General features: G+C 56.2%; 17 protein-coding genes. 6 read left to right on the top strand and 11 right to left on the bottom strand.

The window, feature by feature from the left end; translation table 11 throughout:
• Window positions 1-13: 13 nt before the first annotated feature.
• Complete coding sequence (locus tag ACR8BF_RS03955) at window positions 14-934, top strand: LysR family transcriptional regulator (protein ID WP_179898474.1); 921 nt, start codon at window positions 14-16, stop codon at window positions 932-934.
• Here ACR8BF_RS03955 and ACR8BF_RS03950 read toward each other — a convergent pair.
• A complete protein-coding gene (locus tag ACR8BF_RS03950) occupies window positions 931-2,094 on the bottom strand; it encodes an MFS transporter (RefSeq protein ID WP_179898475.1) in 1,164 nt (387 codons plus the stop codon). The two genes, ACR8BF_RS03955 and ACR8BF_RS03950, sit on opposite strands and share 4 nt — an antisense overlap.
• 361 nt (window positions 2,095-2,455) lie before the next feature.
• On the opposite strand from ACR8BF_RS03950, the gene ACR8BF_RS03945 reads away from it, so the two are divergent.
• Entirely contained in the window at window positions 2,456-3,082 is a 627-nt protein-coding gene (locus ACR8BF_RS03945) for a serine protease (RefSeq protein ID WP_434745572.1), read from the top strand.
• Between the two features lie 61 nt (window positions 3,083-3,143).
• Here the strand turns inward: ACR8BF_RS03945 and lysS are convergent, their stop codons facing one another.
• The 5 genes from lysS to xerD all read right to left on the bottom strand — a co-directional run bounded on the left by lysS (window position 3,144) and on the right by xerD (window position 9,352).
• Window positions 3,144-4,664, bottom strand: a complete 1,521-nt coding sequence (gene lysS, locus ACR8BF_RS03940) for a lysine--tRNA ligase (protein WP_179898477.1) — start codon at window positions 4,662-4,664, stop codon at window positions 3,144-3,146.
• Between the two features lie 2 nt (window positions 4,665-4,666).
• A protein-coding gene (gene prfB, locus ACR8BF_RS03935) for a peptide chain release factor 2 (protein ID WP_179898478.1) occupies window positions 4,667-5,765 on the bottom strand; the annotation gives its coding sequence in 2 pieces (ribosomal slippage) (window positions 4,667-5,689 and window positions 5,691-5,765; 1,098 coding nt in all).
• 218 nt (window positions 5,766-5,983) lie between these two features.
• Complete coding sequence (recJ, locus tag ACR8BF_RS03930; protein WP_314985479.1) at window positions 5,984-7,720, bottom strand: single-stranded-DNA-specific exonuclease RecJ; 1,737 nt, start codon at window positions 7,718-7,720, stop codon at window positions 5,984-5,986.
• A 3-nt stretch (window positions 7,721-7,723) separates the two neighbouring features.
• Window positions 7,724-8,437: a bifunctional protein-disulfide isomerase/oxidoreductase DsbC gene (gene dsbC / locus ACR8BF_RS03925; RefSeq protein WP_003852889.1), complete on the bottom strand. Its 714-nt coding sequence runs from the start codon at window positions 8,435-8,437 to the stop codon at window positions 7,724-7,726.
• Window positions 8,438-8,458: 21 nt separating this feature from the next.
• Window positions 8,459-9,352, bottom strand: a complete 894-nt coding sequence (gene xerD / locus ACR8BF_RS03920) for a site-specific tyrosine recombinase XerD (RefSeq protein WP_179898480.1) — start codon at window positions 9,350-9,352, stop codon at window positions 8,459-8,461.
• Between the two features lie 102 nt (window positions 9,353-9,454).
• Between xerD and fldB the strand changes: the two genes are divergently transcribed.
• Window positions 9,455-9,973, top strand: a complete 519-nt coding sequence (gene fldB, locus ACR8BF_RS03915; RefSeq protein ID WP_292987723.1) for a flavodoxin FldB — start codon at window positions 9,455-9,457, stop codon at window positions 9,971-9,973.
• A gap of 85 nt (window positions 9,974-10,058) precedes the next feature.
• Here the strand turns inward: fldB and ACR8BF_RS03910 are convergent, their stop codons facing one another.
• Window positions 10,059-10,469: a protein YgfX gene (locus ACR8BF_RS03910; protein WP_434745571.1), complete on the bottom strand. Its 411-nt coding sequence runs from the start codon at window positions 10,467-10,469 to the stop codon at window positions 10,059-10,061.
• Entirely contained in the window at window positions 10,444-10,710 is a 267-nt protein-coding gene (gene sdhE / locus ACR8BF_RS03905) for an FAD assembly factor SdhE (RefSeq protein WP_179898483.1), read from the bottom strand. Before sdhE ends, ACR8BF_RS03910 begins: the two co-directional genes overlap by 26 nt.
• A gap of 226 nt (window positions 10,711-10,936) precedes the next feature.
• Here sdhE and ygfZ point away from each other — a divergent pair, with 226 nt between their 5' ends.
• Window positions 10,937-11,923 (top strand): tRNA-modifying protein YgfZ, encoded by a 987-nt coding sequence (gene ygfZ / locus ACR8BF_RS03900; RefSeq protein ID WP_179898484.1) that lies wholly within the window; start codon window positions 10,937-10,939, stop codon window positions 11,921-11,923.
• Between the two features lie 49 nt (window positions 11,924-11,972).
• Here ygfZ and trhA read toward each other — a convergent pair whose 3' ends face one another.
• The gene (gene trhA, locus ACR8BF_RS03895; RefSeq protein ID WP_292987729.1) at window positions 11,973-12,638 is read right to left on the bottom strand and encodes a PAQR family membrane homeostasis protein TrhA; all 666 of its coding nucleotides are present in this window, start codon (window positions 12,636-12,638) and stop codon (window positions 11,973-11,975) included.
• A 169-nt stretch (window positions 12,639-12,807) separates the two neighbouring features.
• On the opposite strand from trhA, the gene ACR8BF_RS03890 reads away from it, so the two are divergent.
• Both ACR8BF_RS03890 and ACR8BF_RS03885 read left to right on the top strand, forming a co-directional pair.
• Window positions 12,808-13,527, top strand: a complete 720-nt coding sequence (locus ACR8BF_RS03890) for a MurR/RpiR family transcriptional regulator (RefSeq protein ID WP_179898486.1) — start codon at window positions 12,808-12,810, stop codon at window positions 13,525-13,527.
• A 115-nt stretch (window positions 13,528-13,642) separates the two neighbouring features.
• The gene (locus ACR8BF_RS03885; protein WP_314985481.1) at window positions 13,643-15,082 is read left to right on the top strand and encodes a 6-phospho-beta-glucosidase; all 1,440 of its coding nucleotides are present in this window, start codon (window positions 13,643-13,645) and stop codon (window positions 15,080-15,082) included.
• Between the two features lie 30 nt (window positions 15,083-15,112).
• Here the strand turns inward: ACR8BF_RS03885 and ACR8BF_RS03880 are convergent, their stop codons facing one another.
• Together ACR8BF_RS03880 and gcvP are read right to left on the bottom strand one after the other, a co-directional pair.
• Complete coding sequence (locus tag ACR8BF_RS03880; RefSeq protein WP_179898488.1) at window positions 15,113-15,856, bottom strand: SDR family oxidoreductase; 744 nt, start codon at window positions 15,854-15,856, stop codon at window positions 15,113-15,115.
• Between the two features lie 66 nt (window positions 15,857-15,922).
• The gene (gene gcvP, locus ACR8BF_RS03875; protein WP_292987734.1) at window positions 15,923-18,796 is read right to left on the bottom strand and encodes an aminomethyl-transferring glycine dehydrogenase; all 2,874 of its coding nucleotides are present in this window, start codon (window positions 18,794-18,796) and stop codon (window positions 15,923-15,925) included.
• Window positions 18,797-18,836: the final 40 nt, after the last annotated feature.

Genomic DNA, 18,836 nt, shown 5'->3' with positions numbered 1-18,836 from the left:
ATAGGTAAGCGGCGTGGCCAACATTAACTGGCGGCATATCGAAATTTTTCATGCGGTGATGACCAGCGGCAATCTGACGCAGGCCGCCACACTGCTGCACACCTCACAGCCTACCGTGAGTCGGGAGCTGGCCCGTCTGGAGCAGCAACTGGGATTAGAGCTGTTCGGGCGGGTACGCGGCCGCCTGCAGCCGACGGTGCAGGGATTGCGTCTGTTTGAAGAGGTGCAGCGATCCTGGTACGGTCTGGACCGCATCATGGAAGCGGCGGAAGGCCTGCGCCAGTTTCGTCAGGGCGAGCTATCGATCGCCTGCCTGCCCGTTTTTTCGCAGTCGCTGCTGCCCCCGCTGTGTCAGCCCTTTTTACAGCGCTATCCGGATGTGAGCCTGAATGTAATTCCTCAGGAGTCACCGCTGCTGGAGGAGTGGCTGTCAGCACAGCGCTACGATATCGGCTTAACCGAGACCCAGCACGCGCCGGCCGGAACTGAGCGCCTTGCCCTGTTGACCTGCGATGAAGTATGCGTGTTGCCGCAGCATCACCCCTTAAGTCAGCGTGAGGTGCTGACACCGAACGATTTTGCGGGCGAAAAGTATGTGAGCCTGTCGCGCAGCGACAGCTATCGTCAGCTGCTGGATGCGTTGTTTCAGGAGCAGGGCGTCGAACGGCGGCTGGTACTGGAGACGCACAGCGCCGCTTCGGTGTGCGCGATGGTCAGAGCGGGCGTAGGGATTTCTATCGTGAATCCGCTGACAGCGCTGGATTACGCCGACAGCGGTGTCGTGATGCGCAAATTCAGCGTAGCGGTGCCGTTTACCGTCAGCCTGGTGAGGCCGCAACACCGCCCCGCCTCAGCGCTGGTTGATGCCTTTGTCAGCCATCTGCAACAGCAGGTGGCTGACTTTCCGGCACGAATCACCGCCCGCCTGGCTTAAGCGCGAACTCTGGTGGCCGCGTGGCCCGATTTACGGAACGTAATCAGGCAGACCAGCAGACCAATGACGGCCAGCGCAGCCGCCGCTACCGGTACCGCCGTCAGGCCGAAACCCCGACCAATCACTGCGCCGCCAACCCAGGCACCCAGTGCATTACCGACATTAAACGCCGAAATATTCAGGGTTGAGACCAGGTTCGGTGCCTCTTTGCCGTGACGCACCACGTTAATTTGCAGGCCCGGCACCGTTGCAAAGGTCGCCATCGCCCACAGGAACAGGGTGATCTCCGCCAGCCACAGCGCATGGCTGGTCCAGCTGAACAGCAGCGAGAAGATAGCAATCAGTGAGAAGCTGAGGATCAGGCTGAAGGAGACTTTCCAGTCGGCCAGTTTACCGCCGAGAATATTACCGACCGTCAGGCCCGCACCAATCAGGAACAGCGTCCAGCTGACACCGCGATCGCTGATGCCCGTCACCTCTAACAGCAGCGGCGCAATGTAGCTGAACAGCGCAAACATTGCCGCCGCGAAGCACACTGTCATCAGCAACGACAGCCACAGTTTGCCGTTAGCCAGTGCGCCAATTTCACTCGCCAGATGAACCGGTTTTTCCTGTTTGTTGTTGGGCAGACTGACGATTAAGGCGATAAACGCCAGTACGCCGATGACTGCCACGCCCCAGAAGGTGGCCCGCCAGCCAAACATCTGTCCGAAGCTGGTTCCCAGTGGCACGCCCAGCACGTTGGCTAAGGTGAGCCCGGTGAACATCAGCGCGACAGCGGAAGCCTGTCGACCGGCAGGGACCAGACTGGCGGCCACCACCGCGCCAATACCGAAGAAGGCACCGTGACAGAGCGCGGTAACGATGCGTGCCAGCATCAGCAGGTTATAGTTGTAAGCCAGCGCACACAGCAGGTTGCCGACGATAAAGATCACCATCAGCAGGATCAGCGTTTTTTTGCGTGGCAGTCTGGCGGTGAGCAGCGCCATAATCGGCGCACCAATCGCTACCCCCAGCGCATAGCCGCTGATCAGCCAGCCCGCCGACGGAATCGACACCTGAAGGTCGCGCGCCACCTCCGGCAGCAATCCCATAATGACAAACTCAGTGGTTCCGATGGCGAACGCACTCAACGCCAGCGCCATTAATGCTACAGGCATAATACTCTCCCGGTTTCATATGCAGGTGAACCGCGCAGACACGCAGCCCCTCGACGTTTATTAAAATTTGATCTGCGTCACGTTGAGTATTACAGCACAGCGCTGATGCGCCACATAGCCTGCTTACAGCAAAGGATTATTGCCGCGACCGCAATAATCCTGCCTTCTTCCTGAAACAAACCGCTTACTACCTGCCTGCACACAATCCGCCAAAAGGTCTTACGCCCAGGACACAGTTGTCATTTCCCGCTAAGCGGTTACGCTTTTTAGTGCGTATTTAATTAATAAATCCTTAACGTTGCCGATATATCCCTAATCAATTGCCAGGTGATGTAATGAACTTCGGACGCAGGGAGAGAGAATGCAACGACTCATAGCCTTAATGGTTTTTGGCTTAACCGGCTGCTCGGTGGGTCATTATGAGTACAGTAAAGAGGCTGAAAGGCGGGTTGATATGACCGTGACCGGCATTCCTACCGTGCTGGGTTTAGGCACGCTTGGTACCACCATCCCGCTGACGCCGGAGTATAGCCTGACTGCCGCGCATGTTGCGAAGTTCTCCCTTTATCGCGTCAAAGCCTGGCATCCGGAATGCGATCTGGCCGTGATCTACCATAAAAACAGCGAAATGAATCTGCCACCCAGCTTCCGCAACAGCCATATCGGCGATCAGGTCAATCTTTATGGCTACAGTTTTATTTCGGCCATGCCGGTCAGTTCCAGCGGGCAAAACCTGATCAATACCACACTGGCGAACAGCTGGAACAAGCCAGACTGCGTCGTTGTGGCGGCGAATGCGGGTGTGGTCAAAGGGATGTCAGGCGGCGCAGTCTATAACGCCTCTGATGATACGCTGGCGGGCGTAATTATCGGCTACAGCAATAATATCAATGACAATGTCAGCGGTAAGACACTCTATAAGAACGTTGCACTCTATGTGCCCTATGCGCGGTTTCAAAGCTGGCTGGATCAGGCGATTAAATCCTGATATCTGCTGAACGAATAGAGGTAAAAAAGGCCGGAAGATCCGGCCTTTTGATTGATGACGCTTACTTGCTGCCTGGACGCAGTGCCGGGAACAGAATCACATCGCGGATTGTGTGGCTGTTGGTAAACAGCATCACCATACGGTCAATACCGATACCCAGACCGGCGGTAGGCGGCAGACCATGTTCCAGCGCGGTGACATAGTCTTCGTCGTAGAACATCGCTTCGTCGTCACCCGCATCTTTGGCATTCACCTGCTGCAGGAAACGCTCAGCCTGATCTTCCGCATCGTTCAGCTCAGAGAAGCCGTTACCGATTTCACGACCACCAATGAAGAACTCAAAGCGATCGGTGATTTCCGGGTTCTCGTCGTTACGACGGGCCAGCGGAGAGACTTCAGCCGGGTATTCGGTGATAAAGGTCGGCTGAATCAGATGCGCTTCGGCCGTCTCTTCGAAGATCTCCGTCACAACGCGGCCCAGACCCCAGCTTTTCTCTACTTTGATATGCAGGGATTGTGCAATCGCCACCGCTTTATCAAAGTCTTCCAGATCGGCCAGATCCGTTTCCGGACGGTATTTCTTGATCGCTTCACGCATGGTCAGCTTTTCAAATGGCTTACCGAAGTCAAACTCCTGCTCGCCGTAAGGCACGACCGTGCTGCCCAGCACATCCTGCGCCAGCGTACGGAACAGGCTTTCGGTCAGCTCGATCAGATCTTTATAATCCGCATAGGCCATATAGAGTTCCATCATGGTGAACTCTGGGTTATGGCGTGGCGAAATACCTTCGTTGCGGAAGTTACGGTTAATCTCGAACACGCGATCAAAACCGCCCACCACCAGACGCTTCAGGTAGAGTTCTGGTGCGATACGCAGATACATGTCGATATCCAGCGCATTATGATGGGTGATGAACGGACGTGCAGAAGCACCGCCTGGAATCACCTGCATCATCGGGGTTTCCACTTCCATAAAGTCGCGGCCCACCATGAACTGGCGAATGCCGGCCATGATCTGCGAACGAATTTTGAAGGTATTGCGCGATTCTTCGTTGGCGATCAGATCAAGGTAACGCTGACGGTAACGGGTTTCCTGATCGGCCAGGCCATGGAACTTGTCCGGCAGTGGACGCAGGGCTTTAGTCAGCAGGCGCAGTTCTGAACAGTGAATCGACAGTTCGCCGGTTTTGGTTCTGAACAGTTTGCCACGCGCGCCGAGGATATCGCCGAGGTCCCATTTCTTGAACTGCTCGTTGTAGATGCCTTCAGCCAGATCGTCACGCGAAACGTAAAGCTGAATCCGGCCGCCCACATCCTGCAGGGTGACGAAAGAGGCTTTACCCATGATACGACGGGTCATCATACGTCCGGCGACGCTGACTTCGATACCTGCCTCTTCCAGCTCTTCGTTGCTCTTCTCGCCATAGCTTTCCAGCAGCTGGTTTGAAAGGCTGTCACGACGGAAGTCGTTGGGAAACGCCAGACCATTGGCACGCAGCGCACTCAGCTTTTCGCGGCGCGTTTTCAGTTCGTTATTTAACTCAACGGCGGCATCAGCGCTCTGCGGTTGTTGTTCAGACATGTCTATAACCCTGCTTTTAAACTAGCTTCAATGAATCGATCCAGATCGCCGTCCAGCACCGCCTGGGTGTTACGCGTCTCTACGCCGGTGCGCAGATCTTTGATGCGTGCATCATCGAGAACGTAAGAACGGATCTGACTTCCCCAGCCAATGTCGGACTTGTTGTCCTCCAGCGCCTGCTTCTCAGCATTTTTCTTCTGCATCTCAAGCTCGTACAGCTTCGCCTTCATCTGCTTCATCGCCTGATCTTTGTTCTTGTGCTGAGAACGGTCATTCTGACACTGGGTGACAGTACCGGTTGGAATATGGGTAATACGCACCGCAGATTCCGTCCGGTTAACGTGCTGGCCGCCCGCACCCGACGCGCGATAAACGTCAATGCGCAGATCGGCTGGGTTGATGTCGATATCAATATCGTCATCCACTTCCGGATAAATAAAGGCGGAGCTGAATGAGGTGTGACGACGGCCACCAGAGTCAAACGGGCTCTTACGCACCAGGCGATGCACGCCGGTTTCGGTGCGTAACCAGCCAAAGGCGTAGTCGCCTGACACGCGAATAGTGACAGACTTGATGCCCGCAACTTCACCTTCAGACTCTTCGATAATTTCTGTTTTAAAGCCTTTGGCTTCAGCCCAGCGCAGATACATACGCATCAGCATGCTGGCCCAGTCCTGCGCTTCGGTGCCGCCGGAACCCGCCTGCAGATCGATATAGCAGTCGGCGCTGTCATACTCGCCAGAGAACATGCGGCGGAATTCCAGTTCGCCCAGCTTGCCCTCAAGGACATCCAGCTCGACGACAGCTTCGTTGAAAGTCTCTTCGTCTTCCGCTTCTACTGCCAGTTCAAGCAGGCCCTGCACATCTTCCAGGCCCTGCGACATCTGATCCAGCGTCTGCACGATCGCTTCCAGTGAGGAGCGCTCTTTGCCCAGCGCCTGAGCACGCTCAGGTTCGTTCCAGACATCGGGCTGTTCCAGCTCGGCGTTTACTTCTTCGAGGCGTTCTTTCTTGGCATCGTAGTCAAAGATACCCCCGAAGAACGTCGCTGCGCTCACTGAGGTCCTGAATACGGTTTTTGACCGGGTTGATTTCAAACATGGCTTTAGCGTCTTTTTTATGTTCGATGGGACAGGAAAATTAACGCACAAGTTTACCCGAAACTGGCGGCAGATTGTAGCGCTGAGACAGGGGGCTGATGCCGGGGTTGCGTAAGGGCTCGCATTTGCGCGACATCTTCGCGCGCAGCAGATGAACGCCGGGGATAACCAGGCTGACGCGCGTCTGCCGTAGACGGAGACGCGCGCGCGCTGTTTAACTCAGTTCAGCGGCCAGATATGGTCGATGATCAGCTGCACCGAACGGTTACCGCGATACTCATTGATATCCAGCTTGTAGGCCAGTTCAACCTGACGAATGCTGCTGTCGGGCCACAGCGTGGTATCAACATTAAAGGCGATACCGTCGATTAGCGGCCCCCCGTCCAGCGGCTCAACCATCACTTTCAGATGCCGCTCGCCCACCAGTCGCTGTTGCAGCAGCTTAAATTTGCCGTCAAAAGCGGGCTCCGGGAACGCCTGGCCCCAGGGGCCGGCTTCGCGCAGCATTTCGGCGGTCTGCAGGGAAAACTCCTGCGGCTGCAGGCCGCCATCTGACCAGATGATGCCCTGCAGCGATTCGCCATCCAGCCACTCTCCGACCAGATCGGCAAAGCGCTGACGAAACTCCTCGTAGCGTGCGGTTTCCAGCGATAAGCCGGCCGCCATCGCGTGACCGCCAAACTTCATCATCAGACCAGGATGCAGCGTATCCAGACGCTCCAGCGCATCGCGCAGATGCAGTCCGGCAATCGAGCGGCCCGATCCTTTCAGTGTGCCGTCGCCCGCCGGAGCAAAGGCAATCACCGGACGATGGAAACGCTCTTTCAAACGCGAGGCGAGAATACCCACCACGCCCTGATGCCATTCGGGATGATAGAAGGCCAGGCCCAACGGCAGATCGCTCTGCTCGCGCTCCAGCGCCTGACACAGCGCCAGCGCTTCGCTCTGCATGCCCTGCTCTATCTCTTTGCGTGTCTGGTTCAGTGCATCCAGTTCGCTGGCTAACATCCGCGCCTGGCTGAGATCGTCAGTCATTAACAGCGCCACGCCCACCGACATATCATCGAGCCGGCCTGCGGCGTTGAGCCGTGGCCCCAGCGCAAAGCCAAGATCGCTGGCCGCCAGCTGACGGGCATCGCGATTAGCAATTTCCAGCAGCGCCCGGATGCCTGGCCGGCATTTTCCGGCCCGGATACGGCTGAGCCCCTGCCACACCAGAATGCGGTTATTGACGTCGAGCGGCACCACATCAGCAACCGTACCGAGCGCGACCAGATCGAGCATCTCCGCCAGATTCGGTTCCGTGCGTGTAGTGCCAAACCATCCCTGGGCGCGCAGATGGGCACGCAGCGCCAGCATCAGATAGAATGCCACGCCCACGCCCGCCAGCGCGCGCGAGGGAAAGTTACAGTCCGGCAGATTGGGATTCACGATCGCCTCAGCGGCCGGTAAGGTCTCGCCCGGCAGATGGTGGTCGGTAATCAGCACCGGAATCCCGTGCTGGTGGGCGAAATCAACGCCAGCGTGGGAGGAAATGCCGTTATCGACGGTCAGGATCATCGCGGCGCCGCGCGCACGCGCCTGCTCAACCACTTCCGGGCTGAGGCCATAACCATCTTCAAAGCGGTTAGGCACCAGATACTGCACATTACCGCCGCCCATGCTGCGCAGCGCCATTACTGTCAGCGCGGTACTGGTCGCGCCGTCGGCATCAAAGTCGCCCACGACCATAATGCGACGTCCATCCAGCAGCGCCTGATGCAGCAGTTCCACTGCACTCTCTATCCCGCTTAAGGACTGATACGACAGCAGGTTTTTCGCACCGCGCTCCAGCTCAGCGGCGTCACGCACGCCGCGTTGCAGGTAGAGCCGCTTCAGCAGCGGTGGCAGTGTGGCCGGTAACGCATCGTCAACCGTCACCTCACGGCGACGCAGTTCCACTTCCTGTTTTACCACCGATTAACCACCACGCTTCTGATTGTCCAGTACCTGCTTCAGCTCCTGCGGCGACTGATAACCCGGGATCATCATGCCGGTATCCGTCAGCATCGCAGGGGTGCCCTGAATGCCAAACAGCACACCCAGTTTGTAATGCTGAGAAATATCGATTTTGCAGCTGTCTGGTGCGGCCATCTTCGGCGCATTGCCTTTCATCGCCTCATCAAACGCTTTATTCCGGTCAGCGCTGCACCAGATCGCCTTCATCGCCGGTTCAATCTGACCATTCAGCCCCTCTCGCGGGAACGCCAGATAACGCACGGTAATACCCAGCGCATTGTAGTCGGCCATCTGCTCGTGCAGCTTGTGGCAATAGCCACAGGTGATATCGGTGAAGACGGTGATCACATGCTGCTCTTTCGGGGCTTTGTAAACGATCATCTCCGGCACCAGCGCCTCGACTTTTTTGTCCAGCAGCTGGTTGGTGACGTTGACCGGCTGTTTGCCGCTGACGTCATAGAGCGGACCCTGGATCATATGTTTGCCGTCATCGGTCACATAAAGGACACCGCTTTCCGACAGCACGGTTTTAAAGCCCGGCAGCGGTGACGGGCTAATCTCCGTCTGGTTCAGACCGAGCTTTTTAAGTGATTGCTGAATGGCGCTGTCATCGGCCTGTGCGAGACCGGAAAAGGCGCTGGCTAACAGGGCCAGCATGGCAAAATGCTTGTTCATTTTTATCCTTATGGCCGCGAATCAGGCTCGCGGATGGTGTTGTTGATGTAACTGACGCAGCCGCTCAGTAGCGACGTGCGTATAAATTTGGGTAGTGGAGAGATCGCTGTGTCCCAGCAGCATCTGTACGACACGCAGATCGGCGCCGTGGTTCAGCAGATGGGTCGCAAAGGCATGGCGCATCACATGCGGCGATAGCTTTTCGCTGTCGATGCCCGCCAGCGTGGCGTAGTGCTTGATGCGATGCCAGAAAGTCTGGCGCGTCATCTGCTGCGCCCGATTGCTGGGAAACATCACGTCCAGCGTCTGCCCATTGAGCAGCCAGGGACGACCATGTTCCATATATTGCTCCAGCCAGTAAACCGCTTCTTCACCTAAAGGCACAAGCCGCTCTTTATCCCCCTTACCGATAACCCGCACGACGCCCTGACGCAGGCTGATGTCGCTGAGCGTCAGGCCAATCAGTTCAGAGACGCGCAGGCCGGTGGCATAGAGCAACTCCAGCATTGCTTTGTCGCGCAGCTCCAGCGGAATATCGATATTGGGCGCCTGTAACAGCCGCTCGACCTGCGCTTCACTCAGATCTTTCGGCAAACGCTGCGGCAGTTTTGGCGCGGACAGCAGCGCGCTGGGATCGTCCAGGCGCAGCTTTTCGCGATAAAGATACTGAAACAGGCGACGCATGGCGCTGAGCAGCCGCGCGGAGCTGGTCGCCTTGTAGCCACCCTCCAGCCGTTCGGCCAGGAACTGCTGCAGATCCAGCGGCGTCACGCTAAGCAACGTCAGCTGGTGATGCGCCAGCCAGCCGGTCAGCGTCTGGAGATCCTGGCGATAAGAGGAGAGAGTATTCTGCGCCAGATTGCGTTCAATCCAGAGCGCATCAAGAAACTGTTCTGTCAGATCGCTGTCCTGCACGTTGTCTCCGCCGTCTGGTGTAAAATCATGCTCATTATGCCTGATTCAGCAGCGCTTCTGGTACAATTGCGCCAAAGTCAGTATTTACAGAGTGTTATCTGCATGAAAATCGGTCTTTTTTACGGTTCCAGTACCTGTTACACCGAAATCGTAGCGGAGAAAATTCGCGATTTTATTGGCGAAGAGTTAGTGACGCTGCATAACGTGAAAGATGACGACCCGCGCCTGATGGAGCAATATGACTTGCTGATCATGGGCATCCCGACCTGGGATTTCGGTGAGCTGCAGGAGGACTGGGAGGCGATCTGGACGCAGCTGCCCGCTCTGAATCTGCAAAACAAGATTGTCGCGCTCTATGGCATGGGCGATCAGATTGGTTATGGCGAGTGGTTTTTAGATGCGCTCGGCATGCTGCACGATTTGCTGCAGCCAATGGGCGTGCATTTTGTCGGCTACTGGCCGCTTGAGGGTTACGAGTTCACCAGCCCTAAACCGCTGAGTGCCGATGGTTCGCAGTTTGTGGGTCTGGCGCTGGATGATGTAAATCAGTTTGAGATTACCGATGAGCGCGTTGAGCAATGGTGCGAGCAGGTGTTAACCGAAACCGCCGCGCTGCTCTGACCGGCCAGCGCTCTGGATTGCCGCTGCTGAACCAGAGCGCCAGCAAATGAACGGCTGTCACCGCCCCTCACCTGCCCCGCTGCCATTAATGCCGCGCTTTGCTGAAACAGCAGGCGCGTAAAGCACGCCATTCTCCAGGCTGCATATTGTCCCGCATCAGCCACCAGCGCAGCGTGGCCCCGTTTTCACTCCGGGCCACCATCAGCACGCCAATCGGTAACCAGCGTAGCGGTTGAGTTGGCCGCCAGCGTTTTCCCTGCCAGATCCAGCAATGGGGGCCTTCCCGCTGTAATCCGCCGTGCCGCTGAATCAATCGCCAGACGCTGAGCCAGCCCTCTGCCAGCAACAGCAGAATAATCGGCGCCTTAATCAGCCAGCCGCCCACAGGCAGGGGCATCATTAAGACACCGGTGACGGCGGCCAACAGCCAGGCGCACAGTATGGCGCACGCCAGGCGAGAAGGCCTCAGCTTACATTGCCACGGGGCCGCGGTCATGGTTACGCTGCTGGATCAGATTCACCATCCGCTTAAGCTCCGGATCTTTTGGCTCACCGTGATTCATCAGCCAGTTGAACAGATCGGGATCGTCACTCTTCAGCAAATCAACAAAGACCTGCTTATCGGTATCGTTCAGCGTGTCATACTCAAATTTGAAGAACGGCATAATAGCCACATCCAGCTCCAGCATGCCGCGACGGCAGGCCCACTGAATACGTGATTTATCATTAATATCCATGCAGCAAGTTCCACAATTCACAACGTGGCCGCTAGTGTAACCTGGTTTAATGCGGCTCGCAGGCACAGCGTCGCAGGCTGTGCAACCTGCCACATTTCAGATTGTATCTTTTCAGGGTTATCACGCCTTTTGTGCGCCGTTTTCCGTAAACAGGTTGCATTGCCAGTCGGCTCTTTTAACATTAAAGATAATGTTCCGGATGAACCTTCTTATACAGGATATCTCCATGCCCACTTTTACTTTACCGCCGCGCCAGCCTGCCGCGTCGTCTCGTTTGCCATTAACCCTGATGTCACTGGATCGCTGGGCGCTGGTTTCTATTACCGGTGCCGACAGCACCGCTTACCTGCAGGGTCAGTTAACGCTGGATGTCGCGGCGCTGGATGCAGACCATCATTCGCCTGCCGCACACTGCGATGCTAAAGGCAAAATGTGGAGCAATATGCGCCTGTTCCATCGCGGTGAAGGCTATGCCTATCTGATCCGTCGTGAACTGCGCGACACTCAGCTGCCCGAGTTAAAAAAATACGCGGTATTTTCGAAAGTGACGATGGCAGCTGACGATGAATCCGTGTTGCTGGGCCTGGCCGGTTTTCAGGCACGCGCCGCGCTGGCGAATCTGTTTGATAGCCTGCCCGACAGCGAGAAACCGGTCGTGCAGCAGGGAGAAACGACGCTGCTATGGTTTGCCCAACCCGCCGAACGTTTTCTGATTGTCACCTCGCTGGCCCAGGCAGAAACGCTGAAGCAGAAGCTTAATGACGATGCCCAGTTCAATGACAGCCAGCAGTGGCTGGCGCTGGATATTGAAGCGGGGATTCCGGTTATCGATCCCGCCACCAGTGTGCAGTTTATTCCGCAGGCCACTAACCTGCAGGCACTGGATGCTATCAGCTTCAAAAAGGGCTGCTATGCCGGTCAGGAGATGGTCGCCAGGGCGAAATATCGCGGTGCCAATAAACGCGCACTCTACTGGCTGGCGGGTCAGGCAAGTCATCTGCCAGAAGCCAATGCTCCGCTGGAGTTACAGATGGGTGAGCGCTGGCGTCGTACCGGCAGCGTGCTGGCTGCGGTGCAGTTAGATGATGGAATCAGCTGGATTCAGGTGGTGATGAATAATGATCTGGAGCCAGATAGCGTGTTGCGGGTTGAGGGTGATGAAGGCGGGCATCTGACCATTCAGCCGCTGCCCTACTCGCTGACTGAAGAGTGATTTAACGGCATAGCCCTTCCATTAACCGAAGGGCTATGCCGCCATCTACTCAGCGCACATAGAAGTAGATGGCGCAGAAGTGACAGAGACTGCCGCCCAGTACGAACAGATGCCAGATGGCGTGGTTAAAGGGAATGCGGCGCGCCACATAGAAAATCACCCCCAGCGAATAGATAATTCCGCCTGCGGCCAGCAGCCAGATGCAGCCCGCCGGCAGGATCATCGCCAGCTGATAAACCACAATCAGCGATAACCACCCCATACAGAGATAGGTCACCAGCGACAGCGCTTTAAAGCGATGCGCAATCGTGAGCTTGAACACGATACCCGCCATTGCCAGCCCCCAGATCACCGCCATTAATCCATACGCCAGCGGCGTCCTTAGTCCGACCAGCAGAAACGGCGTATAGGTGCCTGCGATCAGCAGATAGATGGCGCAGTGATCCAGCTTTTTCAGCCAGGGTCTGGCCGCTCCATCCGGAATAGCGTGATAGAGCGTTGAGGCCAGAAACAACAGGATCATGCTGCTGCCATAGAGGCTGTAACTGATAAAGGTGAGGGTGTCAGCCTGCCTCACAGTGGCCTGATTGAGCATCAGTATCAGCCCGACGATACCAAACAGGCAGCCAAGACCGTGACTGATACTGTTGGCAATTTCCTCGGCGACGGAATAGCCCGCAGCGGGTCGGTGTTTTTGAGAAAGTGTGGTGGTCATATCAGGTTCCTGAACAGCGCCATAGCAGTAATAACTGTTACCCAGCGTAGCCAATAATTTTTTCAGTGTACACGTGTACGCTAAAAATGCTCACTGAAATTCACTATCCCTTAAACCCCGTACTGAATCTGGTAAACTGACCGCCGGTCAACTGTTCAATGAGTCCTCCATGTTTTCGCATCGCGATCTCGCCCGCCTTAACGACCTGGAAATGCAGGTCTATCAGTTCATCATTAAGCACCGTGAAGGCGTCAGCTACATGACGATCCGCGAGCTGGCTGAGCAGGCCGGTGTCTCCACCACTACCGTGCTGCGTTTCTGCCGCAAGATGGATTGCGAAGGCTGGTCGGAGTTCCGCATCCGCCTGCGCTTAAGCGAGCAACAGAGTGCGCCACTGCTTAACACGGCGGGCGTCAGCGAGATGCTGAGCTTTTTCAAAAGTATTAATAACCCGGAATTTGAACAGCTCATCACCCAGGCCGCACAGAAAATCAATCAGTCAGATCAGGTCTTCTTTATTGGCGTAGGCACCTCCGGCAGTCTGGCAAAATATGGCGCACGTTTTTTCTCTAACCTTGGTAAATTCAGCCATGCGATTGACGATCCCTATTATCCGGTCAGCCCTGATCTGTATGACAATGCTGTCGCCATTATTTTATCGGTCTCTGGCGAAACGGAAGAGATCCTGCGCATAGCCAGCCAGTTCAGCCTGAATAAGTGCAAAATCATTGCAATAACTAATACGGAAAGCTGCTCACTGGCGAAAATTGGTGATTTCAACCTCTGCTACCATGTGCCGATTATCCGCATGGCGGACAATTCTGACATTACGACTCAGGTGCCGGTGACCTATATTATTGAAGCGATCGGTCGCCAGCTGGGGAAATAAAACAGGCTGTTTTTTAGATGTAACAAACGCAATTATCTGCGCGCTGTTATATCGTGACTTTCATTATTGCCTTGCTACACTCAGCTCAATTTCAATATCCGTAATGGGGTGAAACATGAGTGCAGAATTGCAGTTACCAAAAGGCTTTCTTTGGGGCGGCGCGGTCGCGGCACATCAGGTTGAAGGCGGCTGGGATCAGGGCGGCAAAGGCGTCAGTATTGCTGACGTGATGACCGGCGGTTCACACGGTGTTGACCGTGTCATCACCGATGGCGTGCAGCCCGGCCACTTCTACCCGAACCACAAAGGCGTGGAGTTTTACTCCCATTACAAACAGGATGTCGCACTGTTTGCCGAGATGGGCTTCAAGTGTTTCCGCACCTCAATAGCCTGGACCCGCATCTTCCCCAACGGGGATGAGCAGCAGCCTAACGAAGCGGGCCTGCAATTCTATGACAATCTGTTTGATGAACTACTGAAATATGGCATTGAACCGGTCATCACCCTTTCGCACTTCGAAATGCCTTATCACCTGGTCAAAGAGTATGGCGGATGGCACAACCGCAAAGTAGTCGACTTCTTTGTACGCTTCAGCGAAGTGGTGCTGAACCGCTATAAGAACAAAGTAAAATACTGGATGACCTTCAACGAGATTAACAACCAGCGCAACTGGCAATATCCGCTGTTTGGTTACTGCTGTTCAGGCGTGATCTTTACCGAGCATGAAAAACCTGAACAGGCGATGTATCAGGTCATGCACCACCAGTTTGTTGCCAGCGCCAAAGTGGTGAAACTCGGTCACGACATCAATCCTGACTTACAGATTGGCTGCATGATCGCCATGGTGCCGATCTATCCCTTCTCCTGCCATCCGGACGATGTGGTGCTGGCGCAGGAATCGATGCATCAGCGCTATGTGTTCAGTGACGTGCAGATGCGCGGCTACTACCCGGCGTACACCCTGAAAGAGTGGGCACGCAAAGGTTATGATATCCAGATGGAAGCGGACGATGCCGAGACGCTGCGCCAGGGCTGCGCAGACTATGTCGGCTTCAGCTACTACATGAGCAACGCCGTGAAGACCGATGCCAGCGGCGTTGACGATCCGATCACCGGCTTTGAAGGCGTAGTGAAAAACCCGCATGTGAAAGCATCAGACTGGGGCTGGCAGATCGATCCGGTCGGCCTGCGCTATGCCATGAACGAGATGTACGAGCGTTACCAGAAGCCGCTGTTTATTGTGGAAAACGGCTTTGGTGCGATCGATAAGCCCAACGCGGAAGGCGTGATTGAAGATGATTACCGCATCGACTATCTGCGTGCGCACATCGAAGAAATGAAGAAGGCCGTGGCGTATGATGGTGTGGATTTAATGGGCTACACCCCATGGGGTTGCCTGGATTGCGTCTCTTTTACCACCGGCCAGTACGATAAGCGCTACGGCTTTATTCATGTGAATAAAAACGATGATGGCAGCGGCGATTTTTCTCGTGCGAAGAAGAAGAGCTTCAGCTGGTATCAGCAGGTTATCGCCAGCAACGGCGAAAACCTCTGATTACGCAAGCCGCATAAGCTACGAAGCAAGTTAACGACCACCGGCAGCGTCAATGATGCTGCCGGTGATGTAAGAGGCCGCGTCGCTGGCCAGCCAGACGATCGCTTCCGCCACCTCTTCTGCCTCACCGCCGCGCCCCATCGGAATGACACTGGCCAGCCTGTCCACCCTGCCCGGCTCTCCGCCATCGGCATGCATCTCTGTATAGATGAATCCCGGGCGTACGCCATTGACCCGAATCCCCTGCTGCGCCACTTCCAGCGACAATCCTTTGGTCAGCGTATCCATCGCCCCTTTTGAGGCGGCGTAATCAACATATTCGCCAGGCGCACCGATACGCGACGCGGCCGACGAGACATTTACAATCGCACCACCCTGACCGCCATGATGGGTACCCATTCGCTTAACCGCCTCACGACAGCAGAGAAAAGATCCGATGACGTTGGTCGCAAAGACCTTATGCAAGCGAGCCGCATCAAGCTGTTCGGTGCGGCATTGCTGAAACAGAATCCCGGCGTTGTTCACCAGCAACGCCAGCGGTTCAGACTGCTGATCGAGCTGCGCAAACATCGCCATCACCTGAGGTTCATCACTGATATCTGCCTGAACCGCAAAGGCTTCACCGCCCTGCTGCCGGATCTGCGCCACCAGCTGTTGCGCTTCGGCCTCGCGATGACGATAGTTTACCGCAACCCGATAACCCCGGGCTGCCAGTAACAGCGACGTAGCCCGCCCGATACCGCGACTGCCTCCCGTGACCAATGCCAGTTTCATGCTGATTCTCCATAACAAAGGGCCGACAAATCGGCCCTGTAAAGTTACTGCCTGCCTGCGAGGCGATTACTGATAGTCGCTCATCGGCACACAGGAGCAGAACAGATTGCGATCGCCAAACACATCATCCAGACGTTTTACCGTCGGCCAGTATTTGTTATGGCTGCCCGCCGGGAAGACCGCCAGTTCACGGCTGTAAGGATGTGACCACTCACTGACGATTTCCAGTTGGGTATGCGGCGCATTAACCAGTGGGTTGTCGTCCAGCGGCCATTCACCTGCCGCTACCCGGTCAATTTCCATACGAATCGCCAGCATCGCGTCAATAAAGCGATCCAGTTCAATTTTGCTCTCTGACTCGGTCGGCTCCACCATCAGCGTACCCGCTACCGGGAATGACATGGTCGGCGCGTGGAATCCATAATCGATCAGGCGCTTCGCAATATCCAGCTCACTGATACCGGTCTGCTCTTTCAGCGGACGGATGTCGAGAATACATTCGTGCGCCACGCGACCCTCACGGCCCGTGTAGAGCACCGGATAGGCAGACTGCAGGCGGCTGGCAATATAGTTAGCATTCAGAATCGCGACTGAACTGGCCTGTTTCAGCCCTTCGGCGCCCATCATGCGAATATACATCCAGCTAATCGGCAGAATAGAGGCGCTGCCAAACGGTGCTGCGGAGACCGCGCCCTGCTGCGTCAGCACACCGTCGATCTGCACTACGCTGTGTCCCGGAACAAAGGGAGCCAGGTGCGCTTTCACGCCAATCGGTCCCATACCCGGACCACCACCGCCGTGCGGAATGCAGAAGGTTTTGTGCAGATTGAGGTGCGAGACATCTGCGCCGATGTAGCCTGGCGTGGTGATGCCGACCTGCGCATTCATGTTCGCGCCATCCAGATAAACCTGACCGCCGTACTGATGCACGATCTGGCACACTTCACGGATGGTCTCTTCATAGACGCCGTGGGTAGAAGGATAAGTCACCATGATGCAGGAGAGCCTGTCGCCCGCCTGCGCCGCCTTTTCACGCAGGTCGCCGAGGTCGATGTTGCCCTGTTTATCACAGGCCACCACCACCACGTCCATGCCGGCCATCTGGGCTGATGCCGGGTTCGTCCCATGCGCCGAACTCGGGATCAGACAGAGATGACGATCGCCCTCGCCACGGCTTTCGTGATAGCGGCGGATCGCCAGCAGCCCGGCATATTCACCCTGCGCGCCGGAGTTTGGCTGCATACACAGTGCGTCATAACCGGTGAGTTGTACCAGCCACTGCGAAAGCTGACCGATCATCTGCAGATAGCCGGTAGCCTGCTCAGCCGGACAGAACGGATGCAGCTCAGCGAATTCCGGCCAGGTGATCGGGATCATCTCGGCGGCAGCGTTGAGCTTCATGGTGCAGGAGCCGAGCGGGATCATCGCCTGATTCAGCGCCAGGTCCTTTTTCTCCAGGCTGTGCATGTAACGCATCATCTCGGTTTCGCTGTGATGACGGTTGAACACCGGATGGGTCAGAATTTCGCTGTGACGTTGCAGGCCAGCAGGAATCGCGTGGCTTTCGCTGGCGACTTCGCTGTCGAGTTTCTCCAGATCCTGGCCGTGTTCATCACCCAGCAGAATGGCAAACAGCGCCAGAATATCTTCACGGCTGGTGGTTTCATCCAGCGTGATACCGACGGCGTTATGGATGTCGCTGCGCAGGTTAACGCCAAAGCTCAGGGCACGGTTCAGCACGGCGGCTTTATCCGTCACTTCCACCGTCAGCGTATCGAACCAGTGCTGATGGCGCAGCTTCAGGCCACCCTGCTGCAGTCCGGCTGCCAGGATGTTGGTGAAGCGGTGAATGCGAGAGGCAATACGCTTCAGACCGGTCGGGCCGTGGAATACCGCGTAGAGACCCGCGATGTTTGCCAGCAGCACCTGTGAAGTACAGATGTTGGAGTTAGCCTTTTCACGGCGGATATGTTGTTCACGGGTCTGCATCGCCATGCGCAGCGCCGTGTTACCCGCGGCATCACGTGACACACCGATGATACGGCCTGGCATAGAGCGTTTATGCTCGTCGCGGCTGGCGAAGAAGGCAGCGTGAGGGCCGCCATAACCCATCGGCACGCCGAAACGCTGAGCGGAACCAAAGACAATGTCTGCACCCTGCTTGCCTGGCGCTTCCAGTAACACCAGCGACATAAAGTCCGCCGCCACGCTGACCACGACTTTGCGTGCTTTCAGCCCGGCAATCAGCGCGCTGTAATCGTGCGCTTCACCGGTGGTGCCCACCTGTTGCAGCAATACACCAAACAGGTCGTCGTGATCGGATGCTTTATCGGCGCTATCGATGATCAGTTCGAAACCGAACGTCTCCGCACGAGTCCGCACCACATCCAGCGTCTGCGGATGAATATCATCGGCAATGAAGAATTTATTGGCGTTTTTTAGCTTACTGACGCGTTTTGCCATCGCCATCGCTTCGGCGGCGGCAGTGGCTTCATCCAGCAGTGAGGCGGACGCGATATCCATTCCGGTGAGATCCAGCGTCAGCTGCTGGAAGTTGAGCAGCGCTTCTAAGCGGCCTTGCGAGACCTCAGGCTGATACGGGGTATAGGCGGTGTACCAGCCCGGATTTTCCAGCATATTACGCAGGATAACCGGCGGGGTGATGACCGCGCTGTATCCCATACCGATCCAGGATTTGTAACGCAGATTCTGGCTGGCAATGGCTTTCAGTTCGGCCAGCGCCTGCTGTTCAGTCGCGGCTTCACCAACCGCGGGCGGGCCCGGCAGCTGAATGTCTGCCGGCACAATCGTGCTGATTAACGCGTCCAGCGAACGGGCACCAATCGCGTCAAGCATCTGCGCCTGCTGCTCAGGTGAAGGACCAATATGGCGCTCAATGAATGCACCGTTGTGTTCAAGCTGGCTGAGAGTCTGGGTCATTAGCTGTAAATCCTGAATCGGGCTGGGGGAACCGGAGAGC

Origin of the sequence: Candidatus Pantoea rara (genome assembly GCF_051136265.1) — a bacterium.
Taxonomy (GTDB): Bacteria; Pseudomonadota; Gammaproteobacteria; order Enterobacterales; family Enterobacteriaceae; genus Pantoea; species Pantoea rara.
This window is presented reverse-complemented; position numbering and strand designations above follow the sequence as displayed.

Coding starts and splice junctions, on each gene's coding strand:
- lysS (WP_179898477.1), bottom strand. CDS start 4,664: ATGTCTGAACAACAACCGCAGAGCGCTGATGCCGCCGTTGAGTTAAAT.
- ACR8BF_RS03885 (WP_314985481.1), top strand. CDS start 13,643: ATGAGTGCAGAATTGCAGTTACCAAAAGGCTTTCTTTGGGGCGGCGCG.
- ACR8BF_RS03945 (WP_434745572.1), top strand. CDS start 2,456: ATGCAACGACTCATAGCCTTAATGGTTTTTGGCTTAACCGGCTGCTCG.
- ACR8BF_RS03890 (WP_179898486.1), top strand. CDS start 12,808: ATGTTTTCGCATCGCGATCTCGCCCGCCTTAACGACCTGGAAATGCAG.
- ACR8BF_RS03880 (WP_179898488.1), bottom strand. CDS start 15,856: ATGAAACTGGCATTGGTCACGGGAGGCAGTCGCGGTATCGGGCGGGCT.
- fldB (WP_292987723.1), top strand. CDS start 9,455: ATGAAAATCGGTCTTTTTTACGGTTCCAGTACCTGTTACACCGAAATC.
- ACR8BF_RS03950 (WP_179898475.1), bottom strand. CDS start 2,094: ATGCCTGTAGCATTAATGGCGCTGGCGTTGAGTGCGTTCGCCATCGGA.
- trhA (WP_292987729.1), bottom strand. CDS start 12,638: ATGACCACCACACTTTCTCAAAAACACCGACCCGCTGCGGGCTATTCC.
- dsbC (WP_003852889.1), bottom strand. CDS start 8,437: ATGAACAAGCATTTTGCCATGCTGGCCCTGTTAGCCAGCGCCTTTTCC.
- gcvP (WP_292987734.1), bottom strand. CDS start 18,796: ATGACCCAGACTCTCAGCCAGCTTGAACACAACGGTGCATTCATTGAG.
- ACR8BF_RS03910 (WP_434745571.1), bottom strand. CDS start 10,469: ATGACCGCGGCCCCGTGGCAATGTAAGCTGAGGCCTTCTCGCCTGGCG.
- sdhE (WP_179898483.1), bottom strand. CDS start 10,710: ATGGATATTAATGATAAATCACGTATTCAGTGGGCCTGCCGTCGCGGC.
- ygfZ (WP_179898484.1), top strand. CDS start 10,937: ATGCCCACTTTTACTTTACCGCCGCGCCAGCCTGCCGCGTCGTCTCGT.